This window comes from Kitasatospora sp. NPDC098652, assembly GCF_044760155.1.
Classification (GTDB): domain Bacteria; phylum Actinomycetota; class Actinomycetes; order Streptomycetales; family Streptomycetaceae; genus Kitasatospora.
The window spans coordinates 319,781-344,225 of the sequence record NZ_JBIWAQ010000006.1; the positions used below are offsets into that span (position 1 = coordinate 319,781).

Here is a 24,445-nt window from a genome sequence, read left to right on the forward strand (position 1 = left end):
GGCGGTGCGTGCGCGTCGGTCAGGCGAGGGCCAGGCGCGGGTCAGGCGAGAAGCCCGGCCAGCCACCGCTGCCAGGCGGCTTCGGCCCCGTCCGTCCCGGGCCCGAAGAGGTGGTGGAACATCAGCGCCGTCCCCGCGCCGTGGTGGAAGGTGAGGAGCCCGTCGGCGGTGCGGAGTTCGAAGCGTTCGTCGTCCGCCCAGACCACCTCCCCGTCCAGCGCGGGCAGTCCGGCCGGCTCGGCGTGGGTCCGGGCACCCACGGTGACCGGCAGCGGCAGTGACAGTGCGTCGGCGAGGAGGCTGCGGACCTCCGGGTCCGGGCGCCCGCCTCCGGGCGCCGCGGCGAAGACCGGGGTGCCGGTGCGGCCGGGGAAGTGGGTGAGGTACTCGCGGAGCGTGTGGAGGTGGAACGGCCAGCCGCGGCGCAGCGCGTCGTACTCGTCCTGCCAGTCGTCGCCGAGCAGGCCGCTGTGGACGACGCGGAGCACGGTGCTGCCGCCGTCCCGGCCCTCGACCAGGTACTCGAAGGCCATGAACCGGCCGTCCTCGGCGGTGGCCGTGCGGGTGGCCAGGCGCTTGCCGGGCTCGTGGGCGGTGACCACCGCCTCCGTGCGGTGGCCGCCGATCTCCATGCCGGCGGTTCCGCCCTCGCGCGGGTCGAGTTCGTTGCGGCCCATGAACCAGGAGTCGAGGCCCGGTCCGGTGGCGATGGCCTCCCAGACCTGTTCCGGGCTCGCCGGGAGGGTCGTCTCCAGTTCGATCTCGAAGGGGTGGGTCACGTCCGGTTCTCCTGGTCGTCTTCGGGCTGCGGCCGGTCGCCTTCGGGCTGGGATCGGCCACTTTCGGGCTGGGGGCGGTTGCCTTCGGGCTTGGGCGCCGAGGGGATCTGGTGGAGTCCGACGACCACCCGGTGGCTGCGGCCCCCGGGGGCGGACTCGTCGTGGTAGCGGCTGACCAGGGTGGCCACGGCCAGGGACAGTTCCTCGGCGAAGGCCGTCCGGTCGGCGGCGGAGGCGAACCGCACCTGGGCGTCGATGCCGAAGGTGGCGACCCGCCGCCCGGCCCGGGAGGCGCCGGTGAGCAGGGCCCCGACCTCCTGCACCAGCCGGGAGCCCAGGGCGAGCAGCCAGCGGGCGGAGAGCTGGTCGGGGGAGCGGGAGGGGTCGGGGCTCACGGCGGCCAGGACGCTGGGGGAGATCACGTAGGAGGCGGCGGTGGCGCGGTACACCCGTTCGGTGACGTTGCCCTTGCGTCGCTCCTCGGCGAGTTCGACGAGTCCGTGCCGTTCCAGTTCTTTCAGGTGGTAGTTGACCTTCTGTCGGGGCAGTTCCAGCCGGGTGGCCAGCATGGCGGCCGAGCCGGGCTCGGCGAGGGCGGCGAGGATCCGGGACCGGATCGGGTCCAGGGAGGCCTCGGCCGCGGCGGGTTCTTCGATCACGGCGACGTCCAGCACTCCTCCAGCATCCGACCGACAAAAAAATTTGTCAAGGAAAAAAGGGTTGTCGGTCAGCCGAAAGGGCCAAGGGGGCTCCGGCATTCGGCGCATCCGACACGGAGTGTGACGAATGAGGGCGGTGGGGTGGACTTGAATCTTTGCGAACGGATGTTCGATCCTGGGGCTGTGTCCGTTTTCGAACCTGCTTTCGAATCCACCGCCGAGCAGCCCGAACGCCCCGTGCTGCGGCCGGTGGCGCTCCCGGCTGCCGTGCCCGCCTCCGAGGCGGGGCGGGCGGCCGGGCGGACTGATGGACAGGCGGACGGGCAGGCGGCCGGGCACGGACTGGTGCCGGTGGTGCCCGCCCTGCGCGAGGTGCTGCCGGACGGCGGACTGCGGCGCGGGACGGCGGTGTCGGTGGCGGGCGGAGACGCCGGACTGCTGCTCGCGCTGGCCGCCGGGGTCCGGGAGGCCGGGGGCGGCTGGGCGGCCGCGATCGGGCTGCCGGACCTGGGCCTCGCCGCCGCCGAGGGGTACGGGCTGGACCTGCGCCGCCTGCTGGTCGCCGACGACCCGGGGCGGCACTGGCCCGAGGTGGTGTCGGTGCTGGCCGGCGCGGTCGAACTGATCATGCTGCGCCCGGACGGGCCGGTGCCCCCGAAGCTGGCCGCCCGCCTGGCCGCCGTGCTGCGGCGCAGCGGCTGCGTGCTGCTGGTGGCCGGCCCGTGGCCGGGGGCGGCGCTGCGGCTGGGGGTGCGGTCCAGGCGCTGGTTCGGGCTGGGGGACGGCTACGGGCAGCTCGCCGGGCGTCAGGTGGAGGTGGTGGCCGAGGGGCGCGGCTCGGCGGTGCGCGGCCGGACGGCCCGGCTCTGGCTGCCGGACGAGCACGGCGCGGTGCGCCCGGTCCGGGAGCAGGCGCAGCCCCTCGCCGTTCCCCCGGGCCCCGCGGTCGTCCCCACGGCTGTCCCGGTGGCCGTCCCCGCCGTGGCTGTGCCCGCCGTCCCCGCGGCCGTCCCCGCCGTAGCCGTGCCCACCCTGCCCGCCGCAGCCGAGGCGGCCCCGCTCGTGGCGGCGGTGGTGTGACATGCCGACGACGCCCGACGGCGACCGGACCCCCAGGGTCCTGGTGGTCTGGTGCCCGGACTGGCCGGTGGTGGCCGTCACCGGTGACGACCCGGTGGCCGTGACGGAGGCCGGCCGGATCCTCGCCTGCTCGGCGGGTGCCCGGGCCGCCGGGGTGCGGCAGGGGCAACGGCTCAAGCTGGCCCAGCGGCTCTGCCCGGAACTGGAGCTGCGCGACCGCGACCCGGAGGCGGAGACCCGCCGCTTCGAGCCGGTGGTCGCGGCGGTGGAGGCGTTCACGCCCCGGGTGGAGGTGATCCGCCCGGGCCTGTGCGCCATCCCGGTGAAGGGCCCGGGCCGCTACTTCGGCGGCGAGGAGGCGCTCGCGACCCTGGTCGGCGCGGCGGTGGCGGACGCTCTCGGGCGACCGCCCGTCCCGGACGCCGTCCCCGGCGCGGTGGCGGTGCCCGCCATGCCCGCCACCACCCCAGGCCCACCCGTCGAAGCCGCCGGATCCGCCGGACCCACCGACCGCGCCGCCGAACGCTCCACCGAATCGATCGAGCCCACCACCCCGACCGCCCCCCACGCCCGGATCGGCGTCGCCGACGGCCTGTTCGCCGCCGTGCTCGCCGCCCGCGCCGGGGTGCTGGTGCCCGCCGGCCGTACGGCGGAGTTCCTCGCCCCCTACCCGGTGGCCGCGCTGGGCGACGAGGCGCTGGCCGAGCTGCTGGGGCGGCTCGGCCTGCCCACCGTCGGGGCCTTCGCCGGGCTGCCGCCCGAGGCGGTCGCGGACCGCTTCGGCCCGACCGGGACGGTCGCGCACCGGCTGGCCCGCGGCCTGCAGCCGCGCCCGCTGGTGCCGCGCGACGAGGAGCCGGACCTCGCCGTCGAGCAGCGCTTCGACCCGCCGGAGCGGTCGGCCGAGCCGCTGGTGTTCGTCGCCCGCACGCTGGCCGAGCAGCTGCACCGGCGGCTGGCCGGGGCCGGGCTGACCTGCCGCCGGGTGGCGGTCGAGGTGGCCTGCGCGGACGGCCGGACGGCCTCCCGGCTGTGGCGGCACGAGGGCCGGCTGTCCGCGACGGCGCTGGCCGAACGGGTCCGCTGGCAGCTCCAGGCCTGGCAGGGCATGGGCACCTTCGCCGCCGGCCACGGCGATCGAGCGGGCTTCGCCCTGCTCCGCCTCGCCCCCGACGGCCTCTCCCCGGACCAGGGCCGCCAACTCGCCCTGTGGGGCCAGGCCGTCGCGGACGACCGGGTGGAGCGCGCGGTGGCCCGGGTGCAGTCGGTGCTCGGGCACGCCGGGCTGCGCCGGATCGAACCGGCCGGCGGTCGCGGCCCGGGCGAGCAGCAGGTCCGGGTGCCGTGGGGCGAGCCGTACGAGGCGGCAGCCGCGGCGGACGCGCCCTGGCCGGGGCGGCTGGCGGAGCGGTCGGCGGACCTCTGGCCGGCCGTGGTGCTGCGCGAGCCGGCGCCGGTGCGGGTGCTGGACGAGGCCGGCCGGCCGGTCACGGTGGACGGCCGGGCGGGGGTGTCGGGCCGGCCGGCCCTGGTCGTGACCGGGGGCCGCGAGGAGCGGGTGGCGGCCTGGACCGGGCCCTGGCCGGCGGTCGAGTACTGGTGGGACCAGTCGCTCGCCCGCCGCCGGGCGCGGTTCCAGGTGGTGGTGGACGGCGGTCGGGCGCTGCTGCTCACCGTGGAGGGGGGTGCGTGGTACCTGGAGGCCGGCTACGACTAGCGGCCCGAAGGCCCGAAGGCCCGAAGGCCCGTGGCAGGGGGGCAAGGGGGGCAGGACCAGTACGAGAACGACGAAGGCAACCCCCGATGGGCTTCACCAGCCACCCCACCGTCCCGTGGAGCGAACTGCACCGCCGGCTGACCGGCGCCGCGCCGGACCGCACGGTCGTCCCGCTGCGCCGCCCCGCCGAGGAAGCCCGCGCCGCGGAAGCCTTTGCCGCGGAACCCCCCACCGCGGAACCCCCCACCGCGGAACCCCCTGCCGTAAAGCCCGGAGGCCCAGCCTCCGTCGAACCCTGGGCCGAACTGCACGTCCACTCCGCCTTCAGCTTCCTGGACGGCGCCAGCGACCCGGAGGACCTGGTCGCCGAGGCGGCCCGGCTGGGCGTGGAGACCCTGGCGATCACCGACCACGACGGCCTGTACGGCGCCGTCCGGCTCGCCGAGGCAGCCCGGGGAACGGGCGTGGCCACCGTGTTCGGAGCCGAGCTGACGATCAGTCACAAGAGTTCCACCGAACACCTGTTGGTCCTCGCCCGAGACCCGGCCGGCTACCGCCGCCTCTCCGCCGCGATCGCCGCCGCCCAACTGGCCGGCGGCGCCAAGGGCCGCCCGGCGTACGACTTCGCCGCGCTCGCCGAGGCGCACGACGGCCACTGGGCGGTGCTCACTGGCTGCCGCCTCGGCCGGGTCCCGGCGGCCCTCGCGACCGGCGGGGCGGAGCGGCGACTGCGTACCCTCACCGAGGCGTTCGGCCGCGAGAACGTGTACGTCGAGCTGATCGACCAGTGGCTGCCCGGCGACGACCGGCGCAACGACGCCCTCGCCGCGCTCGCCGGAGAACTGCGACTGCCCGTCGTCGCCTCCACCAACGCCCACCACGCCGGCCCCGCCCAGGGCCGGCTCGCCCAGAGCCTGGCCGCCCTGCACGAGCGCCGCACGCTCCAGGAGGCGGCCGGCTGGACCAGGGCCTCCGGCACCGCGCACCTGCGCTCGGGCCGGGAGATGGCCGCCCGGCTGGCCCGCTTCCCCGGCGTGCGGCGGGCCACCGCCGAACTCGGCCGGGCCTGCGCCTTCGACTTCACCAAGCTGGACCCGGAACTGCCCGGCTACCCCGTCCCCGAGGGGGAGACCGAGATCGGCCACCTGCGCGCCCTGGTCGCGGCCGGCGGCCCGGCCCGCTTCGGCCCCGGCAACGCCGCCGCCCGCCGCCAGCTCGCCAAGGAGCTCGACGTGATCGAGGACCTCGCGCTGGCCGGCTACTTCCTGATCGTGCACGACATCGTGGACTTCTGCCGGAGCCAGGACATCTGGTGCCAGGGCCGCGGCTCGGCCGCCAACTCGGCGGTCTGCTACGCCCTCGGGATCACCGCCGTCGACCCGATCCACTACAAGCTGCTGTTCGAGCGCTTCCTGTCCACCGCCCGGGACGGCCCGCCCGACATCGACCTGGACATCGAGAACCGCCGCCGCGAGGAGGTCATCCAGTACGTCTACCGCCGCTACGGGCGCGAGCACGCCGCCCAGGTCGCCAACGTGATCACCTACCGGCCCCGGCTGGCGATCCGCGACGCCGCCCGGGTGCTCGGCTACCCGCAGGGGCAGGTGGACGCCTTCAGTCGGCAGACCGACTTCCGCTCCGCCCCCGGCGCGGACGCCGTCATCCCCGCCGACGTGCTCTCGCTCGCCGCCCAGCTCCACGGCCTGCCGCGCCACCTGGGCATCCACTCGGGCGGCATGGTGCTCACCAAGGAGCCGATCGGGGAGATCTGCCCGTGTAGGGTCCGCTGCCCCGTGCACAAAGCCAATCCCCTGACCTGCCACGTCCGCATTGCTGCGCACTGATCTAGCGGTTCACGTCCGCACTCAGCACGCAATCAGGGCCAACACCTTCGCTGGCTGCCTTCACCGTGTGTGAGCAACAGCGGGGAAGTCCCCCAACCGTGGGCGAAGACCCGGTGGTTGAGCGCTCGCACACAGCAGCCGCTTCGTCTCCGCCCGATCAGCTCCCCGGCCAGAACCATGCCGCCCGAGTGGATGCCCAGGTGGCGCGGCACGCCGTGCAGTTGGGCGCAGTGCTTGAGCACGTCGGCGGGGATCACGGCATCCTCGCGGGGTGGGCCGTGGAAGTCCACCTGCCGGGAGAAGGCGTTCACCTGGTCCATCGGGTAGCCGAGCACATTCGGGCAGCATCGCGCAGGGCCAGCCGGGGGCGGTAGGTGATCACGTTGGCCACCTGGGCGGCGTGCTCGCGCCCGTACCGCCGGTAGACGTACTGGAACACCTCCTCGCGTGTGGTCGGGCGGGCGGGTCAGGTTGCCGTGACCCGGCCCTCTCGGAACCGTGCGTGCCCGATTTCCAGGCACACGGCTCAAGCAAGCACCCAAGGACTTCGCAGGTCAGCAGGTTTACGCGGTCCGTTTGCTGTCGCCCGCGTGATGCTGGCGGTGGCATTCGGAGTGCACGAGGCGGAGGTTGCTCCGCTCGTCCGTGCCGCCGTGTCACCGGTAGGTGAAGTGATGCTTGTGGAGCATCTTCGTTCGAGGCGAACCAGTTGATCCACTCGCGTGGGCTGTCCGGTTCGTACTCGGCCCCGGCGATCAGCGCCTGTTTGCAGAGGGGACAGGGCCCTTGCTGCCGCACCGCCAGGACGAGACTGGTCTTGTCCATCGGCGGTGGCGCTTTGCGTCGTCGGCGGTCCCGCCAGTAATCGATCAGGGCTGGGTCGTCCAGGTGCTCCGCCTTTGACGAGCTGGTGGCGGACGACGCCGGTCCAGGAGAACTTGGGCAGGAAGGCGCCGCTGTCGAAGCACTGGGTCGCGGCCTGGTACTTCGCCGACACGCCCTCGGGCGGGTGGCGATCAGCTCTTCCTGGACGGAGAGACACTATCTCCTGACGCATGATCACATCTCGCGGTGGCTGCCGCGCCGCCACCGCCCTCGTTGGGCTCTCCATTGTTCTTGTCCCGGCCGCCGTGCCAGCCTCCGCCGCGCATCATCTCGTAGAGTCGCTATATGGACGCATCTGGTGATGACCTGGACGAGTTGATCGATGCGTGGGTGGAGGGGCATCTCGCCTCGTCGCCTCCGTGATCTGTGGAGAAGTGGGAGACCCTCTTGGCCTTGCTGGGGATTCGAAACCCGAACCAGGAGGGCTCAACGGGCACAGCCGAACGTCACCAACCGCAGCATGCGGAGAGCCGAGTCGATCGGCGAACCGGAGACCCTGGGCCTTCTCCAACGGTGAGTGCCGGAGGCTCACGTCATCCCGACGGCTACGCTGCCTGCCAGTGCGGCCAGTGGCTGACGGGTCGTCATCTGCGGCCCAGGCGGACGGACATCGAGGCTGCCCTAGTGCTCCGCGAGTACCTCGAACACGAGCTGATGGCCCGGCTTGTCCTCGGCGACCCCATCCACACCCGCTACCTGACCCCCTGTCGACGCTCGCCGCTCTCACCTCGCCCGAGGCCCGGCACCTCCTTGCCCCGGTACCGCGCACGACTCGGCCCCTGAAGCCGCGCACTGCAGCGGCCACCCGGGGCGGGCTGCCGGATCTCTCAGCACTCCAGTGCGGTCTCGTGATCTAGCCAGGCAGGGCAAGGAGTCGGCGCTGGGAGTGGCTTCGACAGGCGGTCGATGATCCCTATGCTGTTCGTCCAGTGGACCCTTCAGGGATCACTGCTGGTGATGTGCGCGCTGGAGATCACCCCATTGATGACGGTGTAGGTGCCCGTGAACCGCCTCACGGTGCCGTCGGTCTGGGTAGCTTCGATGAAGACGTTTACCGTGCCCGGCGCCGTGACGTCGTCCGAGGCAGCCACCTCGATCTCCTTGGTGGTGGCGAAGCCGCCGACCCACTGGTCGTACGAGGTCTGAGCGATGTTGCTGCCGCCAAGGCTCCAGGCGTCGAGGTAGTCCTTGGAGTTCAGGTCCCGGTAGTACCGCATCACCACCGCGCGCGGTCCCAGGACCGACGGCGAAGGAGTGGGCGGGGTTACCGTCACCTCGGTCGGGGACACCGGCGTGAGCGTCTCGGGCGGCAAGGTCGTGACCGGCTGGAGAACGTTCGGTACGAAGGCTGGCGGCTGCCCCTCCTGGGAGCGTGACAACGCCCACAGTCCGACACCGGCTCCGCCAGCGAGAAGGAGCCCGACCATGACCACGATCAGCAGCCGTAGAGAGGCTCCTCCGGGGGGCGGCTTGTCCGGACGAAAGGGCTCCCACTGCTGCCGGTCCTCGTCCCACTGTCCCATGGTGGCTAGCCCAGCCCGCTCAGCTGGGCAATCTGCTGCATGAGGGCCGCAGCCGAGGAGAGTCCCGCAACCGTGCTCGTGCCGAGTTCGAGCCGCTCGCGCAGCCGTTGAAGCCGGTCGCGTCTCACCAGACCCGTCGTGGTGATCTCCTCCTCGGCCTCGTCGAGCTGCGCACCAAGCTCCGCCGTCTCCGCTCCGGTGTCGACAGAGCGCAACTGCTCACGCAGGACCCGCACCGCAACGAGCAATTCGGTGGACGCTTCGATCCGTTGAATCGACTGGTCGAGCGCCTGGACTTCGGTACCGGACGCCACCGCGCCACCGGTCATCACGGAGATGCTGATGCCACCGGGAGTACTCGGTGGCGCCGTAGGCGGCCAGGGGCTGCCTGTCGGCGCCGGCTGCCCGGAGCGGTGCGAACGGTCCTCTGCGCGGGCCGACGGCCCGGCGGCCACGGCTCCGCCGGTCAGCGTGCCAATGCTGATACCACCTACCACCCCTTGCGAACGCAGCACCGGATCGGTGCCCTCCGTGTTCTCCTCGTCATGGGAAGCCGACGTCATGGCGTATTCCCCTTCATGTCCATAGCACTCACGTTATGTGCCGAGGCCCACGCGCCCATGGCGACCGCGCCTCCGCTCATCCCTCCGATGAACATCCCGTCCCCGCTCACGTTGATGATGTACTGCTGGAACTCGCTGGTCTCGTAGCCCTTCTGGCGCAGCGCGTCCTCCACTCCGCTGGCAATCCGGTCCTGCAGCGTCCGTACGTACCGGTTGATGTCCATCTCCTGGAACAACGACAGGTCACTCACGCTGCCCAACTCCCGCACCGACGCGGCGGGAGCGTCGAGCGGTGCCTGGTGCGGCATGGTCAGCCAGACCCGGAGGAGCGACATCGTGGTGCCGACCAGCGAGACCCCGGCAGCCGGGTTCGCCGCCGGGCTGACGAACAGAGCGGACACGGCCTGACGCAGCGGACCAGCGGCGCCACGTGCCGCGACCACGTCCACGGAGTTGAACTCGTGCCGGATCGGGGCGAGTACGTGCGGGACGACCTCCAGTACCAGCATCCCGCCCTGCGTGTGCACACGGACCAGGAGGGAAAGACCGATCCGCTCGTCCCAGGCTCCGACTCGGATGCGCAGGAAGTGCCGACGCGCCTCACCGCCCTCACCGACGGCGCCGTTGATCTGCTGCCGGATCTGGGCGGGCTGGAAGTCGAGCTGGCTCCGGGACAAGCCGGCAGGCATATAGACCACTTCGTCGATCTCGATCGAGCGCAGGCGGTCGCGACTGGTGGCCGCGGCCGACGTGGCCAGGGCTTCGAGACGAGGTCTGATGAGGTCGATGACCTCACGAGCGGTGAGTGCCTCGGGACGCGGGTGCTGTCCCGCCTTGCTCCGCAGCTCCGTGACGACCGACCAGGGCTTGTAAGGCTCGCCGGCACCGACGAACGGCTTGAACGGGTCGTAGATCACCATGCCGGCGTGCTGCTCCCGGTCGATGGCCGCACCGATGCGCTGGTACTGGGCACGGTCCGGCAACTTCGCACGGGGTTGCGTGGCGAAGGCGGTCCGGCTGAGGCTGAGGCGCATCACGGACACCACCTGCGTACGGTACGCCTGCACGGGCAGCGCCAGAAGCGCGGGGAACACCAGCGCCGCCCAGGCGTCGACACCCCTGAAGAGCGCGAAGACGGCAAGCCCCCAGTAGGCCACCGTCACCAGGAACGCTCCCAGCGGCAGTACCTTCCCCAGCCTGCCGCGAGTGGCCTCCTTGACGACCGAACGGCCGAGAACGAAGATCGCGAGAGGAGTCCCTTGGACCGCCCACGACGTCATGCAGACCATCGTGTAAGCAACGAACCAGGGTATCGCCGGCAGCACCTCGTCCGAGCCGATCCCGAACAGCCCGAATACGATGAACCCTACCCAGATCACCAGGAGGTACAGAGCGGTCTGCGCCTCCCAGCGGCGGGAGCGATGCGCGTGTGCGAGGACCTGCAAAGCGTCGATCCCGAGTGAGGGAGCCACCGGCCGCTCCTCATGCTCCACCAACTGCTCGATGACGCGCTGACGGAACTCTCCGTCGAAGTAGACGCCCGCACAGAGCAGCCGAGTGGCCTCGCTTCGGGCGTACCGCGGCTCGATGGCCGATGACAGAGAAACAAACCTGCTGGAGGTGGTCACGCATCCCCCCGATGCCCTAACTGCCGCTCCAGGTAAGAATCTTGGGTGAGCTCCAGTAGACAGCATGGCGCTCGTCCCCATGGCCCGGAAGCGCACCGAGGACTTCTCGCCCTTCGGTGTCCACTCGTTTTCACGGCCCTTCGCCAGTGCCATGTCCACTCGAAGCAGGGCTTCGCGAGGACGCTCTGAGCCTTGATTCCAAACTCGGCCCGGATGTGGTCGGGTTGCCTGGGCAGATCGCCCAGCCGCTCCAGCAGAACCCCGGCGACATGCCGCACCCGGGCCAGTCCGGACTCGAACGCTTCAGCCGACGACTCGATCAACGCCTCACCCCGAGTCGCCCGGAGGACCCCGGAGCCCTGCCCCTCGGGCAGTTCCACGACCATGCTCTCGCCATTCTCGAAAGGCACACTCAGGTACATGAGAAAGTCCCCAGATTTATCATCAAGTCGCTTTTGACGCAGGCGCGTTACTCTGAATCATTGCGGCGAGGACAGGTGAATCCCGGACCTCATCCGGAGCCCGTCCGGACTGGATCCGACGCCGGTAGGTAAGCTGCCCCGGGTACTCCGTACGTATACGGCGCCACCCGCTACGCGGAGCTGGCCAGTGGAACGCGGTGAGACAGAGGAATCCGGCACCGATGCGCCCTGCCATGCCAGCAACAGGCGGACGGACCGACCAAATCCCTCCGTCACCACATCTGTGGTACCACGGCTGCGGTATCATCGGCAAGGCTCCAGGAACGAGGAACGTTGACGGTGAATCAGGACCGGCGCGACCTGCTGCGCGACGCGGCGATCGAGGTGCTGGCTGAAGAGGGCGGACGCGGGCTGACGCACCGCGCCGTCGACACGGCCGCCGAGGTGCCCCCGGGTACCGCCAAGAACTACTTCCCGAGCCGGGACGCCCTGCTGCGAGCAGTGGCCGAGCGGTGCGTGGAGCAGTACCACGAGGTCATGGCGCGCTCAACCGCCGCCGGCCCCCCCAAGGACCGCGAGGGCCTGGCGGGCATGCTCGGGGCACTGCTGAAGGATGTCGCCGGGCCCGGGCGGGCCCGCATGCTCGCCTACCTGGAACTCCAGAACGAGTCTGCCCGCAAGGACTGGCTGTCCGAGGTCCTCGGTGTGGTCGCCGCCGCCGACCTCGCCGGCCTGGAGGAGGCGCAGCGGGCCGCCCGCCTGCCCGTCACCCCGCAACGGGCCGCCGCCGTCACCCTGGCCCTGCACGGCGCCATCCCCCGCCTGCTGGCCGACGGCCCCGCCGTCCTGGCCGCCGCCGGACTGGACGACCCCGACCGCTTCGTCCGCGACCTGCTGGACGCGGTGTACCCCGACAACCCGCGCCCACCCGGAACCAGCTGAGAGGCCCAACCCACCAACCACTGAAGGCGCACAGCCAGCGCTCGCGCTTGCGGCCCATCTCCGCAGCGGCCGCCAGCTCGTACCGGTGCCTGACTCAGAGCCGGGCGTGTGCCCGCTCAGCGGCCCGCTGGAACGCCGGCCGCATCTCGCCCAACGCGTGGGCGAGGACGGCGAGGAAGCGGTTGACGTGCTGCCGGGCCATCTGCTCCTGATCTTCGGGAACGTCGAAGATGTGTGCCAGGTGGCCGGCGTCGCGCATCAGGGCGGGCCGCTGCGCCGCATACCCGGCCCAGTCTTTCCGTGCCGCCTCGCGGGCTTCCAGGAGCTTGCCCTCGGGCACGGACTCGGTTCTCAGCTGTCGGGTGACCGCCCACTTGGCTTCCCATATCGCCCCCACCTGATCCGTCGTGAGCGGCATCTGGGGCGGCCCGAAACCACGGACGATCTCGGCCGGGCCCTCGCCGCGCCGCCACGGGCTGGCCACAGCCGCGAGCGCATCCGCGACCGCGTCCCAATCTGGGCGCCGGGTCTGCTCGCCCTCTCTCAGCAGTTGAGCCAGCCGGAGGCGCTGCGCGGTCGTAGCGGTCGGGTGAGCGAACTGCTCAACGACCTGGTTCGCACTCTTCCGGCGTCGTCCCTCCGCACTGATGCCGGTGGCGCTGGCGTGGGTGCGCAGCGCCCGCCGGGCCTGCTCGGCGGGGATGACCGTGTCGTCAGTCAGCCACATGTACAGGACCACCGGGATCATGGTGCGGTGCGGCACCCGCGGCAAGGGGGACCGCTGCTTGGCCCGGCACAGCTCGTAGAACAGGCGGCGCTGTTCCGGCGGGAACAGCCGCTGGTCGCTGCCGCGCTGCGTGGTCTTGCGGTACCGCGGAGGGGCGAGCAGCCCGACCTCCACGTAGTCGGTGACCATCCTGGCGGTCGCCTGAACACCCAGCCCGAGCGCATCCGCGACCAGATCGTCAGCCGTTCCCGACTCCCAGCCAGCCTGACCGTTCATCACGCCGTGGAACTTACACCGAGATCGGCCGCCGCGAGCTGGGATCGCCATCGGCCTGCGTGGGACAACGGGAACAGGCGGCCGCGACGGACCGGACTTCCCGGTCGGCTCCGACCTGAACCGACCCCTGGGGGCTTCATGTACCACCGTGCCCGTCTTCCGCGCCGCCGGCGCCCGACCCCGAACCCAACCCCGAACCCGGCCGTGGCCCGGGCCACGAGTCGATGCCGGGACCTCGTAGACCTGGCTCTGCGCACCGCGGTGGGCGTGGTGTCCACTGGCGTTGCCGCAGCTGCCTCGGGTGCGGCGCCAGGGCGGGCCGACCATGCCCGGTCGCAACGTGTAGGCCTGGCTGCTCCTCTCATTCGGGGTACGAGCGCGTCTTTGGTCCGGGCCTCACCGTCACCGGCAAGGCCCGGACCACTCACCCGCGGGTTCAGGCCTGCTGACTGGCCAAGCGCTTTGCGGCCTTCAGGCGATCCGGCTGAAGGGGGTCAATCACGATACCCGCGCCCTGGCCCGGAGTGTGGGCCCAGCTGCGGAACTTGTCGGCGAGCTTGTTCAGCCTCTGGTCGCCGGGGGGCACGTCGACGTAGAACAGGGCTTCGTCCGGCACGCGATCGTCGCCTCCCCAGCGGATCACGCCTTCGCAGTCGGCGAGGATGTCCCGGATGGTCACCTCCTCAAGAGGGTAGAAACCTCCACGGGCTCCGGAGGGGTAGGAGCCGGGGCGGATCTGGATGGCTGTGCCGGATGCCTGGTTGGAATCCGCCCGGTCGCGGCGTACCGAGGCCGGCGTACGCCAGCCGACCACGTCGCCTTCGCGCAGTGTGTCGACCTCGTAGTGGAAGCGGCTGATCACGTACACGAGGGCTGTTTCGACGTCGCCCATGCGCACCTGGACGTTCAGCGGTGTGCCGGGAACGGGGCGGGTGTAGATGTTGCCTCGGTCGTCCGTGACCTTCTCCATCTCCCAGCCATTGCTCGAGGCAATGCCAGTGCGGACCCGGGCCTCCCGCTCCTGGGCCTCCTTTGTCAGCTTGCGCACGGCGTCAGGGTCTGGACCAGGGGTCGGGGCCGCCGCGTAGCCGGGCGTGGCGAGCAACTGTGATCCGACCGCGGCGCCTGCGGCAATGCCTATGGCACGACGCAGCAGGGCGCGCCGCGGGATGTTCGCCGTCACGTGGTTTTCTCCTTGCTTCGGACGATCGCGAATACGGTGAGCGTTACGGCACAGACCAGGAGAACGGCCAGCACCGGGTTGACGTATGAGGGGATGAGCACCGGGACGGTGCGGCCGGAGGAGCTGACGCAGCCGAACTCCAGGGGGATGAAGGAGGAGTCGTAGCCGGTCACTTGCTTCCCCACTGCCTCATCGCATGCCCTGGCCGCGGTGTAGTCGTCGGCCGTGAACAGATGGAGCAGGCCCCATACGTAGAGACCGACCGTCGTGGCCCAAGCCAAGGCTGAGGCCGAGACGAGAGCCGTTACGCGGGATCTCTTCGCCCGGGTACGGACCAGCATCCTGATGCCGTAAACGGCCAGCCACACAGTGGCGAGGAAGCCGACCAGCAGCAACAGGAGAACGATGACGCCTGCGTGTCTGGCGAACGGCTGGTCTCCGGACATCACATACCTCACATTCTGTCAGAGGTTCCGGGAGATGGCGTTGTACTTCTCCATCACGTAGTACAGTCCCATGCGCTTCTTCGCCTCGGGGTACGCCACATCTCCGGGCCCCTGGTAGCGGCGCAGGATGTCGTAGATCTCCTCGTCCACGTAATCCAGGCGCGGCCCCCTCATCGCGGGCGATTTGTCGTCGCCGAGCGGCTTGCCCGCGATGTCCCACATGTGGACCAGGAAGACGCTGGTGATGTCAAATGTCTCGGAGTCGTACGCGCTCTTCCAGAGGTTGTACTTGTCCTGGTCGCTGGTCGGATCGGAGATGGCCCGACCAGTTATGAGGCCCTGGCGAAGGCAGTAGTTCCATGCCCCGACGAGCGCTGCGCCGCGCTGCTTGGCGATCCCCGTCGATGAGTCCTCGAAATGGCCGGTCGTGTTGAACGTCACAATGATGGTTTCCCAGAAAGCCTGGTCCGCCGGGTTGATGTGCCGCATCTCCCAGTACGCGGATGTCTGGACCAGAGCCTTTCGCAGGTTGTACCTGTTCGACAGCTCGGTGATGAGGTCGTCGTGGTCCACCACGGTCGACTGGAAGCACTTCCAGTGCTGGTAGGAGTAAAGACCGCCGTCGTTCGCGTAGCCGATGGACTCCATGTACTTTCCGACGTCCGTCTTCATGGCCTCGATGACGGAGGCGTCGAGCCGGGTATCGGGCTTCACTGGGCGAGGCGGATTGAAGGAGCCCTGGCCAGTGTCGCGGCCGGAGGCGATGTTGTTGTCGATCTCGATCTCGCCGGCTCCCGTCCCGACCTTGCGCGTCACGATCTGGTCGTACGCCCAGTCCGCCGGCAGGGGGTAGCCATAGTTGCCGGAGAAGCCGTAGGACATGTCGGAGACGAAGGAGGCTGTCGAGTGGCCGGCTTTCGCAACTCGGGCACACACGTTGCGTGGTCCGTACACGCCGATCTGGAAGCGATTGCCGTCGTCTGCGAGGGCATCCTGGATGCCCTTGAAGTGTGGCAACACACTCGAGGTGATGTCGGAGTCCATGGCGTCGAAGTCGACGGCGAAGAAGATCCGCGTACCGAGCTTGAACCCGTGGTCGAGCGCGGCGTTGACGGCGGCCTGGCCGGCCGTGCGGCCGGCCATGTAGGTGAAGTTCGAAGCGTTGCGTCCGTAGGTCTGGTAGATGGGGAAGCAACGCAAGCCGGCATCGACGATGGTCTGGAGTTCGCCTTCCTGGATCATCTTTTCGGGCAGGTGGTCGGGACTGGGCACCAGGGGGTTGGTGAGGTAGCGCCCGACGTAGGTGATGCCCTCGGCTTTCAGCGCCGCCGCCCGCGCGGGGGTGATCCGAGTGACGCAGTCGCACGCCGCACCCTTGCGGGCCTGGTCGCCGTAGGAGACCAGAAGAGAGGCCCAGGTCGAGAAGTCGCCGTTGCCGGTAGCCGGTAGACCGACGAACGACTGAAAATTGCGCACGACGCCCGCCATCGCGCTGTCGAAAGTGTCGGTGAAGGCGACCGGCTGGTCGTTGAGGATCATGGCAGCGGAGAACAGGGAGACCCAGGTGCCGCTCGTGCCCGGCGACACCGGGTGGGACTTGACGCCAGCCTGGCTGCCAGGGCCGAAGACGCCGTTCGCGACCCCGTCGGCCATCCCCAACTCGTATTGGATCGCCAGGAGCATGGACCTGGCGACGTCGCGGGAGTTGTGGCCGTCACAGGGGATGACGAAGAAGTCCTTACGGTTCAGGTACCGGCTGTTGAGCCATTGCTGGACGCTACGGATCGCATTCGAGCCGGAGTTCACGCTGACGTACGCGTCCATGTTCAGCAGCGCCTTGAAGACCTTGGGCGTCAGGTCGCTGCCGGGAGACAGGCCGGTGATCCCCATGTCGGTCTTCAGCTTCGTGATACCCGCTTGGACGCCCGGGTTGTAGACGCCATCCAGGCTGCCCCCGTCGTACCCCTTGCAGTACAGGGCGGACTGAATGATCTTGCAGAAGTTTTCCGAGGGTATGTTCCCGCTGTTCAGCGAGGGGTACTTGGCCGCCAACGCGGACAGAGTGGTCGGACCGAAGCTGTTCGACAGGCTCGTGATGCCAAGCTCGAGCTGCAGGGCTCGGGTGAGCGCGTACATGGTCGGCCAGCCGGTCTTCCCGTCCTCCTCCACGGTCATACCTATGCGGCTTCCATAGAACGCGTTCACGAAGCTCTGCGCTCGTCGCACCATTTCGTCGGCCACTGCCGATTCCTCCTTCGTCTCACTGTGAGAGGTATCGCCCTTCCAAGGGCGGTTCGGGTTGATGGGTGCTGCGTTGGAACGGAGGGCGTCTTGGGCCGCACCTCGGGGAAGGCGCTATCGCCTCAGTGCCTCGGCAGGCTGGATCCTGGAAGCTCTCCACGCGGGGTAGGCCCCGGCCAGCAGCCCGGTGACCAGGCCGACGAGTGGGGCGGAGGCGATGGTTGCCGGATGCAGTACCGGGGTCCACTGTTTGACGGCGGCAACGGCGACGATGGTCACAGTTCCCAGCGAAGCCCCGACCAGGCCGCCCAGCAGGCCAAGCGCCATGGATTCGGCGAGGAACTGGGTGGTGATGTGCCGGGCTCTGGCTCCAAGTGCGCGGCGCAGGCCGATCTCACCGCTGCGCTCGAGGACGGCGACCAGGGTGGTGTTGGCGATGCCGACGGCGCCGATCACCAGGCAAACCGCCGCGAGGAGCAGGAAGAGTTGCCCGAGGTCGTTCTCCACGCCTGAGCGCAGGCTCCGAGGATCGGGCGGCGGGGTGGCGCGTAGATAGTCCGGGTGGTCCGGACGCAGGGCGAGGGGCACCTCGGAGGCGATCTGGGTGGCCGCGCCGAGCTGGGTGGTGATGAGCATTTTGGCCGGGTCGTCGGTGGGCGGTCCCCACAGGTCTTGGGCGGCGGTGCGCGGGACGATCACGGACGTCAGGAGATCGGGGCGGCGTTGGACGTCGGCGAGGATACCGACGACGACGAACGGTGTACTGCCGATGAACACGGCAGGTTGGCTCTGTAGATTCGTGATGCCCAGACGAGTTGCGGTGGCAGAGCCCAGGACGGCGACGTGTTCGTGGTGCTGGTCGTGGAACTCGTCGTAGACGCGGCCTTGTTGGAGGGTGGGAGCGACCGCGCGCAGGGCTCCGGCAGAGGCTGCCGTCAGCTGGGCCTGACGGTCGGTTGCGGTGTACACGGCTCCGGGCGGGCCGCTGGCGATGACCTGTCCGGGCTGGAGCCTCACGTGCCAGGAGACGCCGGCGGCGGTCACCCCGTGGAGCCTCTCCACCTGCGCGTCGGCGTCGGCGGGGAAGGCTGGTCCTGGCTGCCCGGGCAGGCTGGGCGCGATGTCCTCGACGGTAACCTCGGTGGCCGTCAGTTGGCTGAAGCGAGCATCGATCTGGGAGGCGGCTGTGCTGGTCAGACCCGTGACCGCGATGAGCGCCCCGACACCGAGGACGGTACCAACGGCGGTGAGTACCGAGCGGGCCGGACGCTGCAGCACGCCGGCTACGGCCTCTGAGGCGAGGTCTCGCAAGGACATGCGGGATCGAGGAAGCCTCATGCCAGCACCCTGCCGTCGCGGATGGTGACGGTCCGTTGGCCTCGACAGGCGACCTCGGGGTCATGGGTGATCACGACGATGGTCATCCCCTCCCGATGCAGACCGTCGAGCAGGTCGAGGACGGAGGCGGCGGTCTGGGAGTCGAGGTTGCCGGTTGGCTCGTCGCACAGCAGCAACGACGGTTCGGCCGCAAGCGCCCTTGCGATAGCGACCCGCTGACGCTCACCACCGGACAGCCGGGTGGGCAGCGCGTCCAGCCGGTGACCCAGCCCGACCCTGCGAAGGGTCTGTTCCGCACGCTGCTTGCGCGCTCCCCGCGGAGTGCGTTGGTAGACCATGGCCAGTTCGACGTTCTCGCGGGCGGTGCGGTGGGAGAGCAGGTGGAATGCCTGGAAGACGAATCCGATCCGCATGCCACGCAGCGCGGTGCGCTCGGCGTCCTTCACGGCTGCGGTGTCGATCCCGTCCAGCAGGTAGCTGCCGGAGGTCGGTTCGTCCAGGAGGCCGATGATGTTGAGGAAAGTGGACTTGCCCGCGCCGGAAGGGCCGACGATCGTGACGTACTCACCCTGCTGGACCGTCAGGTCGCAGGGGCGTAGCGCCACCACCTCGGGCGGGCCCGGGTAGGTCAGACCGGCTTGGCGGAGTTCGATGACGGGTGGTGTGCTCACGGAGTCCTGCCCACCACGACCTTGTCACCGGGGGCCAGCGCCGCACCGGCCTCGGGCGTGACCGCGACGAATCCCCCTCCCGAGGCCCCGGGCCGCACCGGGACACGGCGAAGGCGCCCGTCGGAACCGAGCGCGGTCACGCTGGTCTGGCCGTCTGCGCCCGCCGAAATGGCTGCGGACGGTACAGCGAGGACTGGCCCGTCCGTGGAGGAGGCAGTGATCGAAATCCGCACTTCTTTGCCGGTGAGATCGGCGGGCAGAGGGCTGTTGGGGGCTATGCGCAGCAGATAGCCGGCGGCCGGGCCTGGCTGCTCACCTTTGCCGACTGGTGGAGCATCGGTGACTGCTTGCACGGCTCCTGGCACTTTCAGCCCGCTGTCCTCAGAGAGGATCTCGGCTTGCTGGCCCGCTTTCAACAATGCCTTCTCTTGCGCGGACACCTCGGCGACTACGACGGGGGCGCCGGTGGAGAGGGTCAGCATCTTGTCACCGGGGGCCTTGCCCACGGTGGCCACGACCGTGTCCGCCCGTACGGGCAGGGTGCTCAGAAACACCACTTCCGACATCGGCACGGTCACGACGGTTTGAGGTTCTTGAGCAGCGGCGGGTGCGCCGGTCGGAGTCGCTTTCGCATCGGCGCCCTTGTCGCCGGCACTCGGCGGAGGGGTCCTCGCCGCGCCTGCCTTGTCGTCGGGGCCGCTCGTGGCCAACCGGACAGGGCTGTACCCGATCGACTTGTAGAATGCGAGCACCGCCCGCTCCGTACCTGCCCCGAACGCCCCTGCAGCGTCCGGAGCCGTGCGGTACCCAAGCGAGGCCAGAGCCTTCTGGAGCTGTGCGACGTCCTCGCCCTTGGCTCCGGTCTGCAAGTCTCGGTACGCCGGCATCGCGCCCGCGAGCGTGAACACGGGCCGACCAGAGATTTCGAACAGAACTTTGCCGTAGGAGACCTGATCTCCGGACTGGACCTTGACCTTGGTGACCACGGGGCGTGATCCCGGGACCCCTGAAGAGGCCGGCACTGAGATCTCCGCGGTTGACGCGGCGGCGACCTTTCCGCGGGTCACCAGGGTGTCCGCGATCACTCTCTGCTCTACCTGCGCGGTCAGAGTGTCCGGGGCCGGAGGAGCGGTCTCCGCCGCGATCTGCGCCGGTGACTTCAGCAGCGTGGCGGCCGCAACTCCCGCCGCACCGACGAGAGTCGAGCCGATCACGACGGCGACCAGCCATCCTCGCCGACGCGTACTGGAACGCTCCCGGCGGCCGGTCGTCTGAACCGTCGAATGAGAATTCCCCGAGTCGTTCTCGTCGGGGGCGGGAGTACTGCCGTATGCCATCGACCGCTCCTCTAACGCTTGCCGGCCAGGATGGCGTTCACGTTCTTCATCGCCGCGTCGAGCTTGCCGCGCCCCTCCTGCAGGGCCTGGGCGTTCTTCTCCAGGGCGGCCTTCTGCAGGCGCGCCTCGGCCTCGTACCAGACGAGTGCCACATTGCTTCGGCTGCGGCACTTGAGGTCGGCCGTCGCGGTGTCGATCTCCGTCTTCGTCACGTCACGGCCGAACTTCGGGTCGTCCACGGCGTCCAACGGCTCGCGGTAGCTGTAGCCGCTTTCCTTCATGCACCCCGACCACTGTGTGAACGCAGCGGCGACCTCCGGTTCCTTCTCCGCTTTGGTGAAGGCGTCGTTGGCAAGCTGCTCGGCGAGCCGGAAGGCGGCCTGGGCGTCACCGATCTTCTGCTTGCTCTGCTGACCACAGCTGTTCTCGGCCGCTCGCGCCGCACCGCGGGGGTTTCCTGCGACCGCGGCCTCTACCGCGGCATCGTGCGCCGCCTTCTCCGCGGCGTCAGGGTGGTAACCGTTCTTCGAGACGAGCGCGGCATCGTGGATGCCGTACCGCAGGTCCGTGAGGGTCTTGGGGCCTACCTTGGGAAGCTCTGGCGGCGGGGCCCAGTTGCCGTACCCGGCCTTGTGCATGCAGTCCTCGGTGAGCGCGCTCATCGCCCGCCCCAGCTGGCTCTGCTCGTCGTCGGTCATGAAGTACGCCTCGAGCGGCAGCTTCCACGTCGCCGGATTTCCACGGTCGAAGTCCGCCGAGTGTGGCTGCGTTCCGCCCGGAGTATTTTTTGACGACACCGCAGAGCCTGATTGATTCTCCGGCGAAGGGGATTCGCGAGAGCATCCCGCAGCCGCGACGCACACCAGAACAGCGCCCACCGCCGCTAAACCTCGCCGCCCGATCATCATGATGGTTCCTGATATCTCGCTAGAATCAACAAAGGCATGTCCATAATTACCCGATAAGGTGTTGTGCCGGGCGGCGATACCGCCCGGCACAATCTCGGTCAGCTCCGCCAGTCGAAAGAGGCGTTGTTGTTGTAGGTTTCCTTCAGCCTGAACCAGCTCGACATCGGAGTGAGCGTGTCCCGAGCGCCCTGGCCCCAGCTGCGGTAGAAGACCACGGCGTTGTACCGGGTGTTGCGGTTCTGTGCAGAGGCGGCGTTGTTCTTGACCCCGACGTTCGAGCCGTTGCCCCAGTCATTACAGAATCGGAGAGGCATGGGAATGGTGCCCGGATCGGATCCTCCGATCGGCTCGTCCGCAAAGTTGTTCACACCGGATTCGAAGTTTCGGTGCGACCCCGAGTACGAGGAGTTGTACCAGAGAGTGAAGTCGAAACTAGTGTCGGTGTGAGCCTTGCATGCCTCCGGACTCAGTTGGTTGCCTGCACCGCTCGCCTGAGCGGCCGGCGCCGAAAGAGCTCCGATCGCCAACGCCGCAGCGGTCCCGGCAAGGACCGTGCGAAGAGATCGCGAAATTGCCATGGTTTCCCCCTTCATGGTGTGCGGAAGTTCTTCGCAGTCCATGGAAATGGACAGACTAATCCCTTGGGGATGATTTGCCCATATGTGGCGTAGTGCCGCCAAGCCCCCTGCAGCCCGAAGCTGACATTTCAACCCCCCGGAAGAAATCACCATTGATTAGATCACATACAGATCGGGCAAAAGCTGTCGTTTCACTACTTCAGTTGGTAACGATCAGGTCTCTTTCATGCCAATCGGCCGATTAGTAATCCGCAAGGATGAACCAATCACCCGACTGGCGGGCGTGGAGGGCATGCAAACCAGCTGACCAACGGGTAGACAAACGACCTAGAGCGTCGTACCCTCCCGTCATTGCGCCCGCGGTCGGCACGGGGACGGTCGTAGTAGCGCCCCCCGGAAGCCGAAGCAGGGGCCGCAAGCTTCCAATCGCATAAGACATCGGCGCCCCGCAATACCTGGGTCTTGCCGGGCGCCGGACGAACTGATGAGCCAGAGCGCGAGGCTGGGAGCGTGTCTCGGTAACGGGCAACCCGGCTGCGTCTCGTGATCTTTCGTGCGGGATGACGATCGAGCCGCTCGAGGTGAAGCGGACGCCGGGTCGTGCGGCAGCGGCGGACAAGACGTTCCGGACGTTCGATCCACACCAGGTCCTGCTGCTGCCGTCTCTGGACGACTGGCTGCCCGATGGCCACCTCGCCCGGTTCGTGGCGGACCTGGTCAACGAGGTACTCGACCTCTCCCCGATCCTGGCCGGCCACACCGAGAACCGGGGCTACCCGCCGTACGAACCCTGGCTGACGGTGCGTCTACTGTTCTACGGCTACACCACCGACGTCCGCTCATCACGGGCGTTCGTGCGCAAGTGTTCCGACGACGTCGCGTTCCGGGGCCTGGCAGCCGACCAGGCCCCGGACTTCCGCTCGGTCGCCCGGTTCCGCCACCGCCTCGACGCCCTGGCCGACCTGTTCACCCAGTCGCTGTACCTCGCGACCAAGCTCGGCGTGGTCAAGATGGGCCGCGTCGCCCTGGACGGCACCAAACTGGAGGCCAACGCCTCCAAGCACAAGGCGACGAGCTACGGCAGCCTCCTCGACAAGGAAGAGCAGGTCGAGGCCGAGATCCCCGCGTTGGAGGCGGAGGCCGAGCCCGGCGAACCCTCGACGAGGCCGCCGCCCGCGAACTCAAGGAGGAGACCGGCTTGCTCTCGTCGACCCGGCCGACCTCGTCCTCGTCCACGTCATCCACGTCGAACAGGGCCGGGACCAGGCCGGGCAGTTCGTCCTCTCCGTCTTCACCACCGACACCTGGACCGGCGAACTAACCAACACCGAGCCGGACAAGCACCTGGCCGCCCCGTGGGTCGCCGCTGACCACTTCCCCGGGTCGGCATTCCCGACCACCGTGCAGGCCCTGGCCGCGTACCGGCAGAGCGGTCCCTCCTTCTCCCACTACGGCTGGCCAGCCTCAGCGGTGTCATCGGGCGCCCCGGAGTAGGGCATCACCCGGATCAATCTGGTGGGGCAAGTGCTGGAGGCGCTGTTCCGCGGAACTGAGGCCAACTGCTAGCTAGCTGGCTGTCTGGCCGGCACCCACCAAGCCCACCTCCGTGGTCATTCGAGAGTGATCTCACCGTCGGGGATCCATCCGTCCCAGTAGCCCTCAAGCAAGATCGGCAGTTCTCCCGGCTCGACGTCAACGCTGCCCGCCTTGAGTTCTTGCAGCGTCCACCAACGGGCCAGGGGCCCAAGAAGGCCGGGCATGTTGTCAGGCCACGGAGGACTGGCCTCCCTGACCAGCACGATGTACTGCACCGGCGGCAGGTCCGGCCCCGGTCTGATCAGTCCGACGACAGGGGTGATGTCGAGGGTGGGCAACCCCCTGTCGTGCCGCAGGCAGCGCACCACCGCACTGCGATAGCTCTCTCCCGGCAACGCCTCGAACGACGGTGGGCACCACAGGCTGCGGCTTCCTCCCGCAGGCACGAGAAGGAACTGGTGGTGCTGCGAGTCCAGCAGGACGGGTCGCACCACCACGGGATCGGCGGGCGCACCAGCCATGGGGCCATTGTCCCGCCGTGCCCAGGTCCGGTGCTCCCTGAACGGCACGTGCTGTTCAGGGAGCACCGGACCTGCACTTCCGTGCATGGTGCCGCCGCTTGGGGGCCGTCGACGCTGATACCACCAGCAAGGCACTCGGAGGGCTTTCGATGTCGCGCGGCTCGGTCCGGATAGACGGGGAGCTGCTGCGGCGCGCCCGTCTCGGGCGGCAGTGGAGTCTCGATCATCTGGCCCAGGAGGCGGGTCCTCCCGTCACCCGGCAGCAGTTGGCTGCCTACGAGCGCGGCAGCCGCCATCCGGACCCCGTGTCCCTGGCGAGGATCACCCGGGCGCTGCAGGTGGAACCGGCTCAGGTGGCGGGGCCGGGCGTGGTGACACTCGCCGATCTTCGGCACTGGGCCGGGCTGACGGCCGAGGAGGCTGCCCCTGCCTTCGGCATGTCGCGGTGGTCGCTGTTGCGGGCGGAGGCTACGGGCCGACTGCCGGCGCAGTGCACACGCGAGGAGTTCGTCCAGGCCGCTGCCCGGATCTACGGGCGTTCCGACCGTTTGGTGGGCGCTGCCCTGCGGTGGGCCGAGCGCCCGCGTAGTCTGCAGGCCGCCCGTCCAGCGCCGTGAAACCTAAATGTTGTGTATTCACCT

23 protein-coding genes and 3 pseudogenes are annotated in these 24,445 nt (G+C 69.4%); 7 read left to right on the top strand and 19 right to left on the bottom strand.

The features are described from left to right. Positions 1–41: 41 nt before the first annotated feature. Together ACIQWA_RS16920 and ACIQWA_RS16925 are read right to left on the bottom strand one after the other, a co-directional pair. Entirely contained in the window at positions 42–779 is a 738-nt protein-coding gene (locus ACIQWA_RS16920) for an SRPBCC domain-containing protein (RefSeq protein ID WP_402483099.1), read from the bottom strand. Beyond that, positions 776–1,453, bottom strand: coding sequence for an ArsR/SmtB family transcription factor (locus ACIQWA_RS16925; RefSeq protein ID WP_402483102.1), 678 nt, complete (start codon positions 1,451–1,453; stop codon positions 776–778). The genes ACIQWA_RS16920 and ACIQWA_RS16925 overlap by 4 nt, the downstream gene beginning before the upstream one ends. Before the next feature lie 168 nt (positions 1,454–1,621). Here ACIQWA_RS16925 and ACIQWA_RS16930 point away from each other — a divergent pair, with 168 nt between their 5' ends. The 3 genes from ACIQWA_RS16930 to ACIQWA_RS16940 all read left to right on the top strand — a co-directional run bounded on the left by ACIQWA_RS16930 (position 1,622) and on the right by ACIQWA_RS16940 (position 6,079). Further along, complete coding sequence (locus ACIQWA_RS16930; protein ID WP_402483104.1) at positions 1,622–2,518, top strand: hypothetical protein; 897 nt, start codon at positions 1,622–1,624, stop codon at positions 2,516–2,518. Between the two features lies 1 nt (position 2,519). Further along, positions 2,520–4,235: a DNA polymerase Y family protein gene (locus ACIQWA_RS16935; protein WP_402483107.1), complete on the top strand. Its 1,716-nt coding sequence runs from the start codon at positions 2,520–2,522 to the stop codon at positions 4,233–4,235. 86 nt (positions 4,236–4,321) lie between these two features. Then, positions 4,322–6,079 carry a PHP domain-containing protein gene (locus ACIQWA_RS16940; protein WP_402483110.1) on the top strand — a complete coding sequence of 586 codons (1,758 nt, stop codon included), beginning with the start codon at positions 4,322–4,324 and terminating at the stop codon, positions 6,077–6,079. Positions 6,080–6,111: 32 nt separating this feature from the next. On the opposite strand, the gene ACIQWA_RS16945 is transcribed toward ACIQWA_RS16940, so the two are convergent. The 7 genes and pseudogenes from ACIQWA_RS16945 to ACIQWA_RS16975 all read right to left on the bottom strand — a co-directional run bounded on the left by ACIQWA_RS16945 (position 6,112) and on the right by ACIQWA_RS16975 (position 11,100). Beyond that, entirely contained in the window at positions 6,112–6,399 is a 288-nt protein-coding gene (locus ACIQWA_RS16945; RefSeq protein ID WP_402483113.1) for a hypothetical protein, read from the bottom strand. After that, on the bottom strand, positions 6,387–6,518 hold the full coding sequence (locus ACIQWA_RS16950; RefSeq protein WP_402483115.1) for a hypothetical protein: 132 nt from the start codon (positions 6,516–6,518) through the stop codon (positions 6,387–6,389). The genes ACIQWA_RS16945 and ACIQWA_RS16950 overlap by 13 nt, the downstream gene beginning before the upstream one ends. A 124-nt stretch (positions 6,519–6,642) precedes the next feature. Then, positions 6,643–6,705: pseudogene (locus ACIQWA_RS16955) on the bottom strand (hypothetical protein); the annotation flags it as partial. Positions 6,706–7,902: 1,197 nt separating this feature from the next. Beyond that, positions 7,903–8,487 carry a hypothetical protein gene (locus ACIQWA_RS16960; RefSeq protein WP_402483119.1) on the bottom strand — a complete coding sequence of 195 codons (585 nt, stop codon included), beginning with the start codon at positions 8,485–8,487 and terminating at the stop codon, positions 7,903–7,905. Positions 8,488–8,492: 5 nt separating this feature from the next. Next, positions 8,493–9,050 carry a hypothetical protein gene (locus ACIQWA_RS16965; protein WP_402483121.1) on the bottom strand — a complete coding sequence of 186 codons (558 nt, stop codon included), beginning with the start codon at positions 9,048–9,050 and terminating at the stop codon, positions 8,493–8,495. After that, the gene (locus ACIQWA_RS16970) at positions 9,047–10,678 is read right to left on the bottom strand and encodes a hypothetical protein (protein WP_402483124.1); all 1,632 of its coding nucleotides are present in this window, start codon (positions 10,676–10,678) and stop codon (positions 9,047–9,049) included. The genes ACIQWA_RS16965 and ACIQWA_RS16970 overlap by 4 nt, the downstream gene beginning before the upstream one ends. Next, on the bottom strand, positions 10,675–11,100 hold the full coding sequence (locus ACIQWA_RS16975; RefSeq protein ID WP_402483127.1) for a CU044_2847 family protein: 426 nt from the start codon (positions 11,098–11,100) through the stop codon (positions 10,675–10,677). Before ACIQWA_RS16975 ends, ACIQWA_RS16970 begins: the two co-directional genes overlap by 4 nt. A 339-nt stretch (positions 11,101–11,439) precedes the next feature. On the opposite strand from ACIQWA_RS16975, the gene ACIQWA_RS16980 reads away from it, so the two are divergent. Next, positions 11,440–12,042, top strand: a complete 603-nt coding sequence (locus ACIQWA_RS16980; protein ID WP_402483330.1) for a TetR/AcrR family transcriptional regulator — start codon at positions 11,440–11,442, stop codon at positions 12,040–12,042. 94 nt (positions 12,043–12,136) lie between these two features. Here ACIQWA_RS16980 and ACIQWA_RS16985 read toward each other — a convergent pair whose 3' ends face one another. The 9 genes from ACIQWA_RS16985 to ACIQWA_RS17025 all read right to left on the bottom strand — a co-directional run bounded on the left by ACIQWA_RS16985 (position 12,137) and on the right by ACIQWA_RS17025 (position 21,789). After that, entirely contained in the window at positions 12,137–13,048 is a 912-nt protein-coding gene (locus tag ACIQWA_RS16985) for a hypothetical protein (RefSeq protein WP_402483130.1), read from the bottom strand. Positions 13,049–13,481: 433 nt separating this feature from the next. After that, positions 13,482–14,228 carry a hypothetical protein gene (locus ACIQWA_RS16990; protein ID WP_402483132.1) on the bottom strand — a complete coding sequence of 249 codons (747 nt, stop codon included), beginning with the start codon at positions 14,226–14,228 and terminating at the stop codon, positions 13,482–13,484. Further along, the gene (locus ACIQWA_RS16995) at positions 14,225–14,674 is read right to left on the bottom strand and encodes a hypothetical protein (RefSeq protein WP_402483135.1); all 450 of its coding nucleotides are present in this window, start codon (positions 14,672–14,674) and stop codon (positions 14,225–14,227) included. Before ACIQWA_RS16995 ends, ACIQWA_RS16990 begins: the two co-directional genes overlap by 4 nt. 18 nt (positions 14,675–14,692) lie before the next feature. After that, complete coding sequence (locus tag ACIQWA_RS17000; RefSeq protein ID WP_402483138.1) at positions 14,693–16,915, bottom strand: glycoside hydrolase domain-containing protein; 2,223 nt, start codon at positions 16,913–16,915, stop codon at positions 14,693–14,695. Positions 16,916–17,029: 114 nt separating this feature from the next. Then, positions 17,030–18,253 (bottom strand): ABC transporter permease, encoded by a 1,224-nt coding sequence (locus tag ACIQWA_RS17005; RefSeq protein WP_402483141.1) that lies wholly within the window; start codon positions 18,251–18,253, stop codon positions 17,030–17,032. Further along, positions 18,250–18,924 (bottom strand): ABC transporter ATP-binding protein, encoded by a 675-nt coding sequence (locus tag ACIQWA_RS17010; RefSeq protein WP_402483143.1) that lies wholly within the window; start codon positions 18,922–18,924, stop codon positions 18,250–18,252. The genes ACIQWA_RS17005 and ACIQWA_RS17010 overlap by 4 nt, the downstream gene beginning before the upstream one ends. Further along, entirely contained in the window at positions 18,921–20,261 is a 1,341-nt protein-coding gene (locus ACIQWA_RS17015; RefSeq protein WP_402483146.1) for a peptidoglycan-binding protein, read from the bottom strand. The genes ACIQWA_RS17010 and ACIQWA_RS17015 overlap by 4 nt, the downstream gene beginning before the upstream one ends. 11 nt (positions 20,262–20,272) lie before the next feature. Beyond that, positions 20,273–20,959 carry a hypothetical protein gene (locus ACIQWA_RS17020; protein ID WP_402483149.1) on the bottom strand — a complete coding sequence of 229 codons (687 nt, stop codon included), beginning with the start codon at positions 20,957–20,959 and terminating at the stop codon, positions 20,273–20,275. Between the two features lie 308 nt (positions 20,960–21,267). Next, a complete protein-coding gene (locus tag ACIQWA_RS17025; protein ID WP_402483152.1) occupies positions 21,268–21,789 on the bottom strand; it encodes a hypothetical protein in 522 nt (173 codons plus the stop codon). A 518-nt stretch (positions 21,790–22,307) separates the two neighbouring features. Between ACIQWA_RS17025 and ACIQWA_RS17030 the strand changes: the two are divergent. Both ACIQWA_RS17030 and ACIQWA_RS17035 read left to right on the top strand, forming a co-directional pair. After that, positions 22,308–22,883, top strand: a pseudogene (locus ACIQWA_RS17030) (transposase); the annotation flags it as partial. A gap of 41 nt (positions 22,884–22,924) precedes the next feature. After that, positions 22,925–23,068: pseudogene (locus ACIQWA_RS17035) on the top strand (hypothetical protein); the annotation flags it as partial. 289 nt (positions 23,069–23,357) lie between these two features. Here ACIQWA_RS17035 and ACIQWA_RS17040 read toward each other — a convergent pair. Continuing rightward, entirely contained in the window at positions 23,358–23,804 is a 447-nt protein-coding gene (locus ACIQWA_RS17040; protein WP_402483154.1) for a hypothetical protein, read from the bottom strand. Between the two features lie 98 nt (positions 23,805–23,902). Here ACIQWA_RS17040 and ACIQWA_RS17045 point away from each other — a divergent pair, with 98 nt between their 5' ends. Next, the gene (locus ACIQWA_RS17045) at positions 23,903–24,421 is read left to right on the top strand and encodes a helix-turn-helix domain-containing protein (RefSeq protein ID WP_402483156.1); all 519 of its coding nucleotides are present in this window, start codon (positions 23,903–23,905) and stop codon (positions 24,419–24,421) included. Positions 24,422–24,445: the final 24 nt, after the last annotated feature.

Bases quoted from the DNA above. Each gene is read 5' to 3' on its own strand.
- ACIQWA_RS16940 (WP_402483110.1), top strand. From the start codon at position 4,322: ATGGGCTTCACCAGCCACCCCACCGTCCCGTGGAGCGAACTGCACCGC.
- ACIQWA_RS17025 (WP_402483152.1), bottom strand. From the start codon at position 21,789: ATGGACTGCGAAGAACTTCCGCACACCATGAAGGGGGAAACCATGGCA.
- ACIQWA_RS17005 (WP_402483141.1), bottom strand. From the start codon at position 18,253: ATGAGGCTTCCTCGATCCCGCATGTCCTTGCGAGACCTCGCCTCAGAG.
- ACIQWA_RS16975 (WP_402483127.1), bottom strand. From the start codon at position 11,100: ATGTACCTGAGTGTGCCTTTCGAGAATGGCGAGAGCATGGTCGTGGAA.
- ACIQWA_RS16995 (WP_402483135.1), bottom strand. From the start codon at position 14,674: ATGTCCGGAGACCAGCCGTTCGCCAGACACGCAGGCGTCATCGTTCTC.
- ACIQWA_RS16965 (WP_402483121.1), bottom strand. From the start codon at position 9,050: ATGACGTCGGCTTCCCATGACGAGGAGAACACGGAGGGCACCGATCCG.
- ACIQWA_RS16960 (WP_402483119.1), bottom strand. From the start codon at position 8,487: ATGGGACAGTGGGACGAGGACCGGCAGCAGTGGGAGCCCTTTCGTCCG.
- ACIQWA_RS16945 (WP_402483113.1), bottom strand. From the start codon at position 6,399: ATGGACCAGGTGAACGCCTTCTCCCGGCAGGTGGACTTCCACGGCCCA.
- ACIQWA_RS16935 (WP_402483107.1), top strand. From the start codon at position 2,520: ATGCCGACGACGCCCGACGGCGACCGGACCCCCAGGGTCCTGGTGGTC.
- ACIQWA_RS17015 (WP_402483146.1), bottom strand. From the start codon at position 20,261: ATGGCATACGGCAGTACTCCCGCCCCCGACGAGAACGACTCGGGGAAT.
- ACIQWA_RS17020 (WP_402483149.1), bottom strand. From the start codon at position 20,959: ATGACCGACGACGAGCAGAGCCAGCTGGGGCGGGCGATGAGCGCGCTC.
- ACIQWA_RS17040 (WP_402483154.1), bottom strand. From the start codon at position 23,804: ATGGCTGGTGCGCCCGCCGATCCCGTGGTGGTGCGACCCGTCCTGCTG.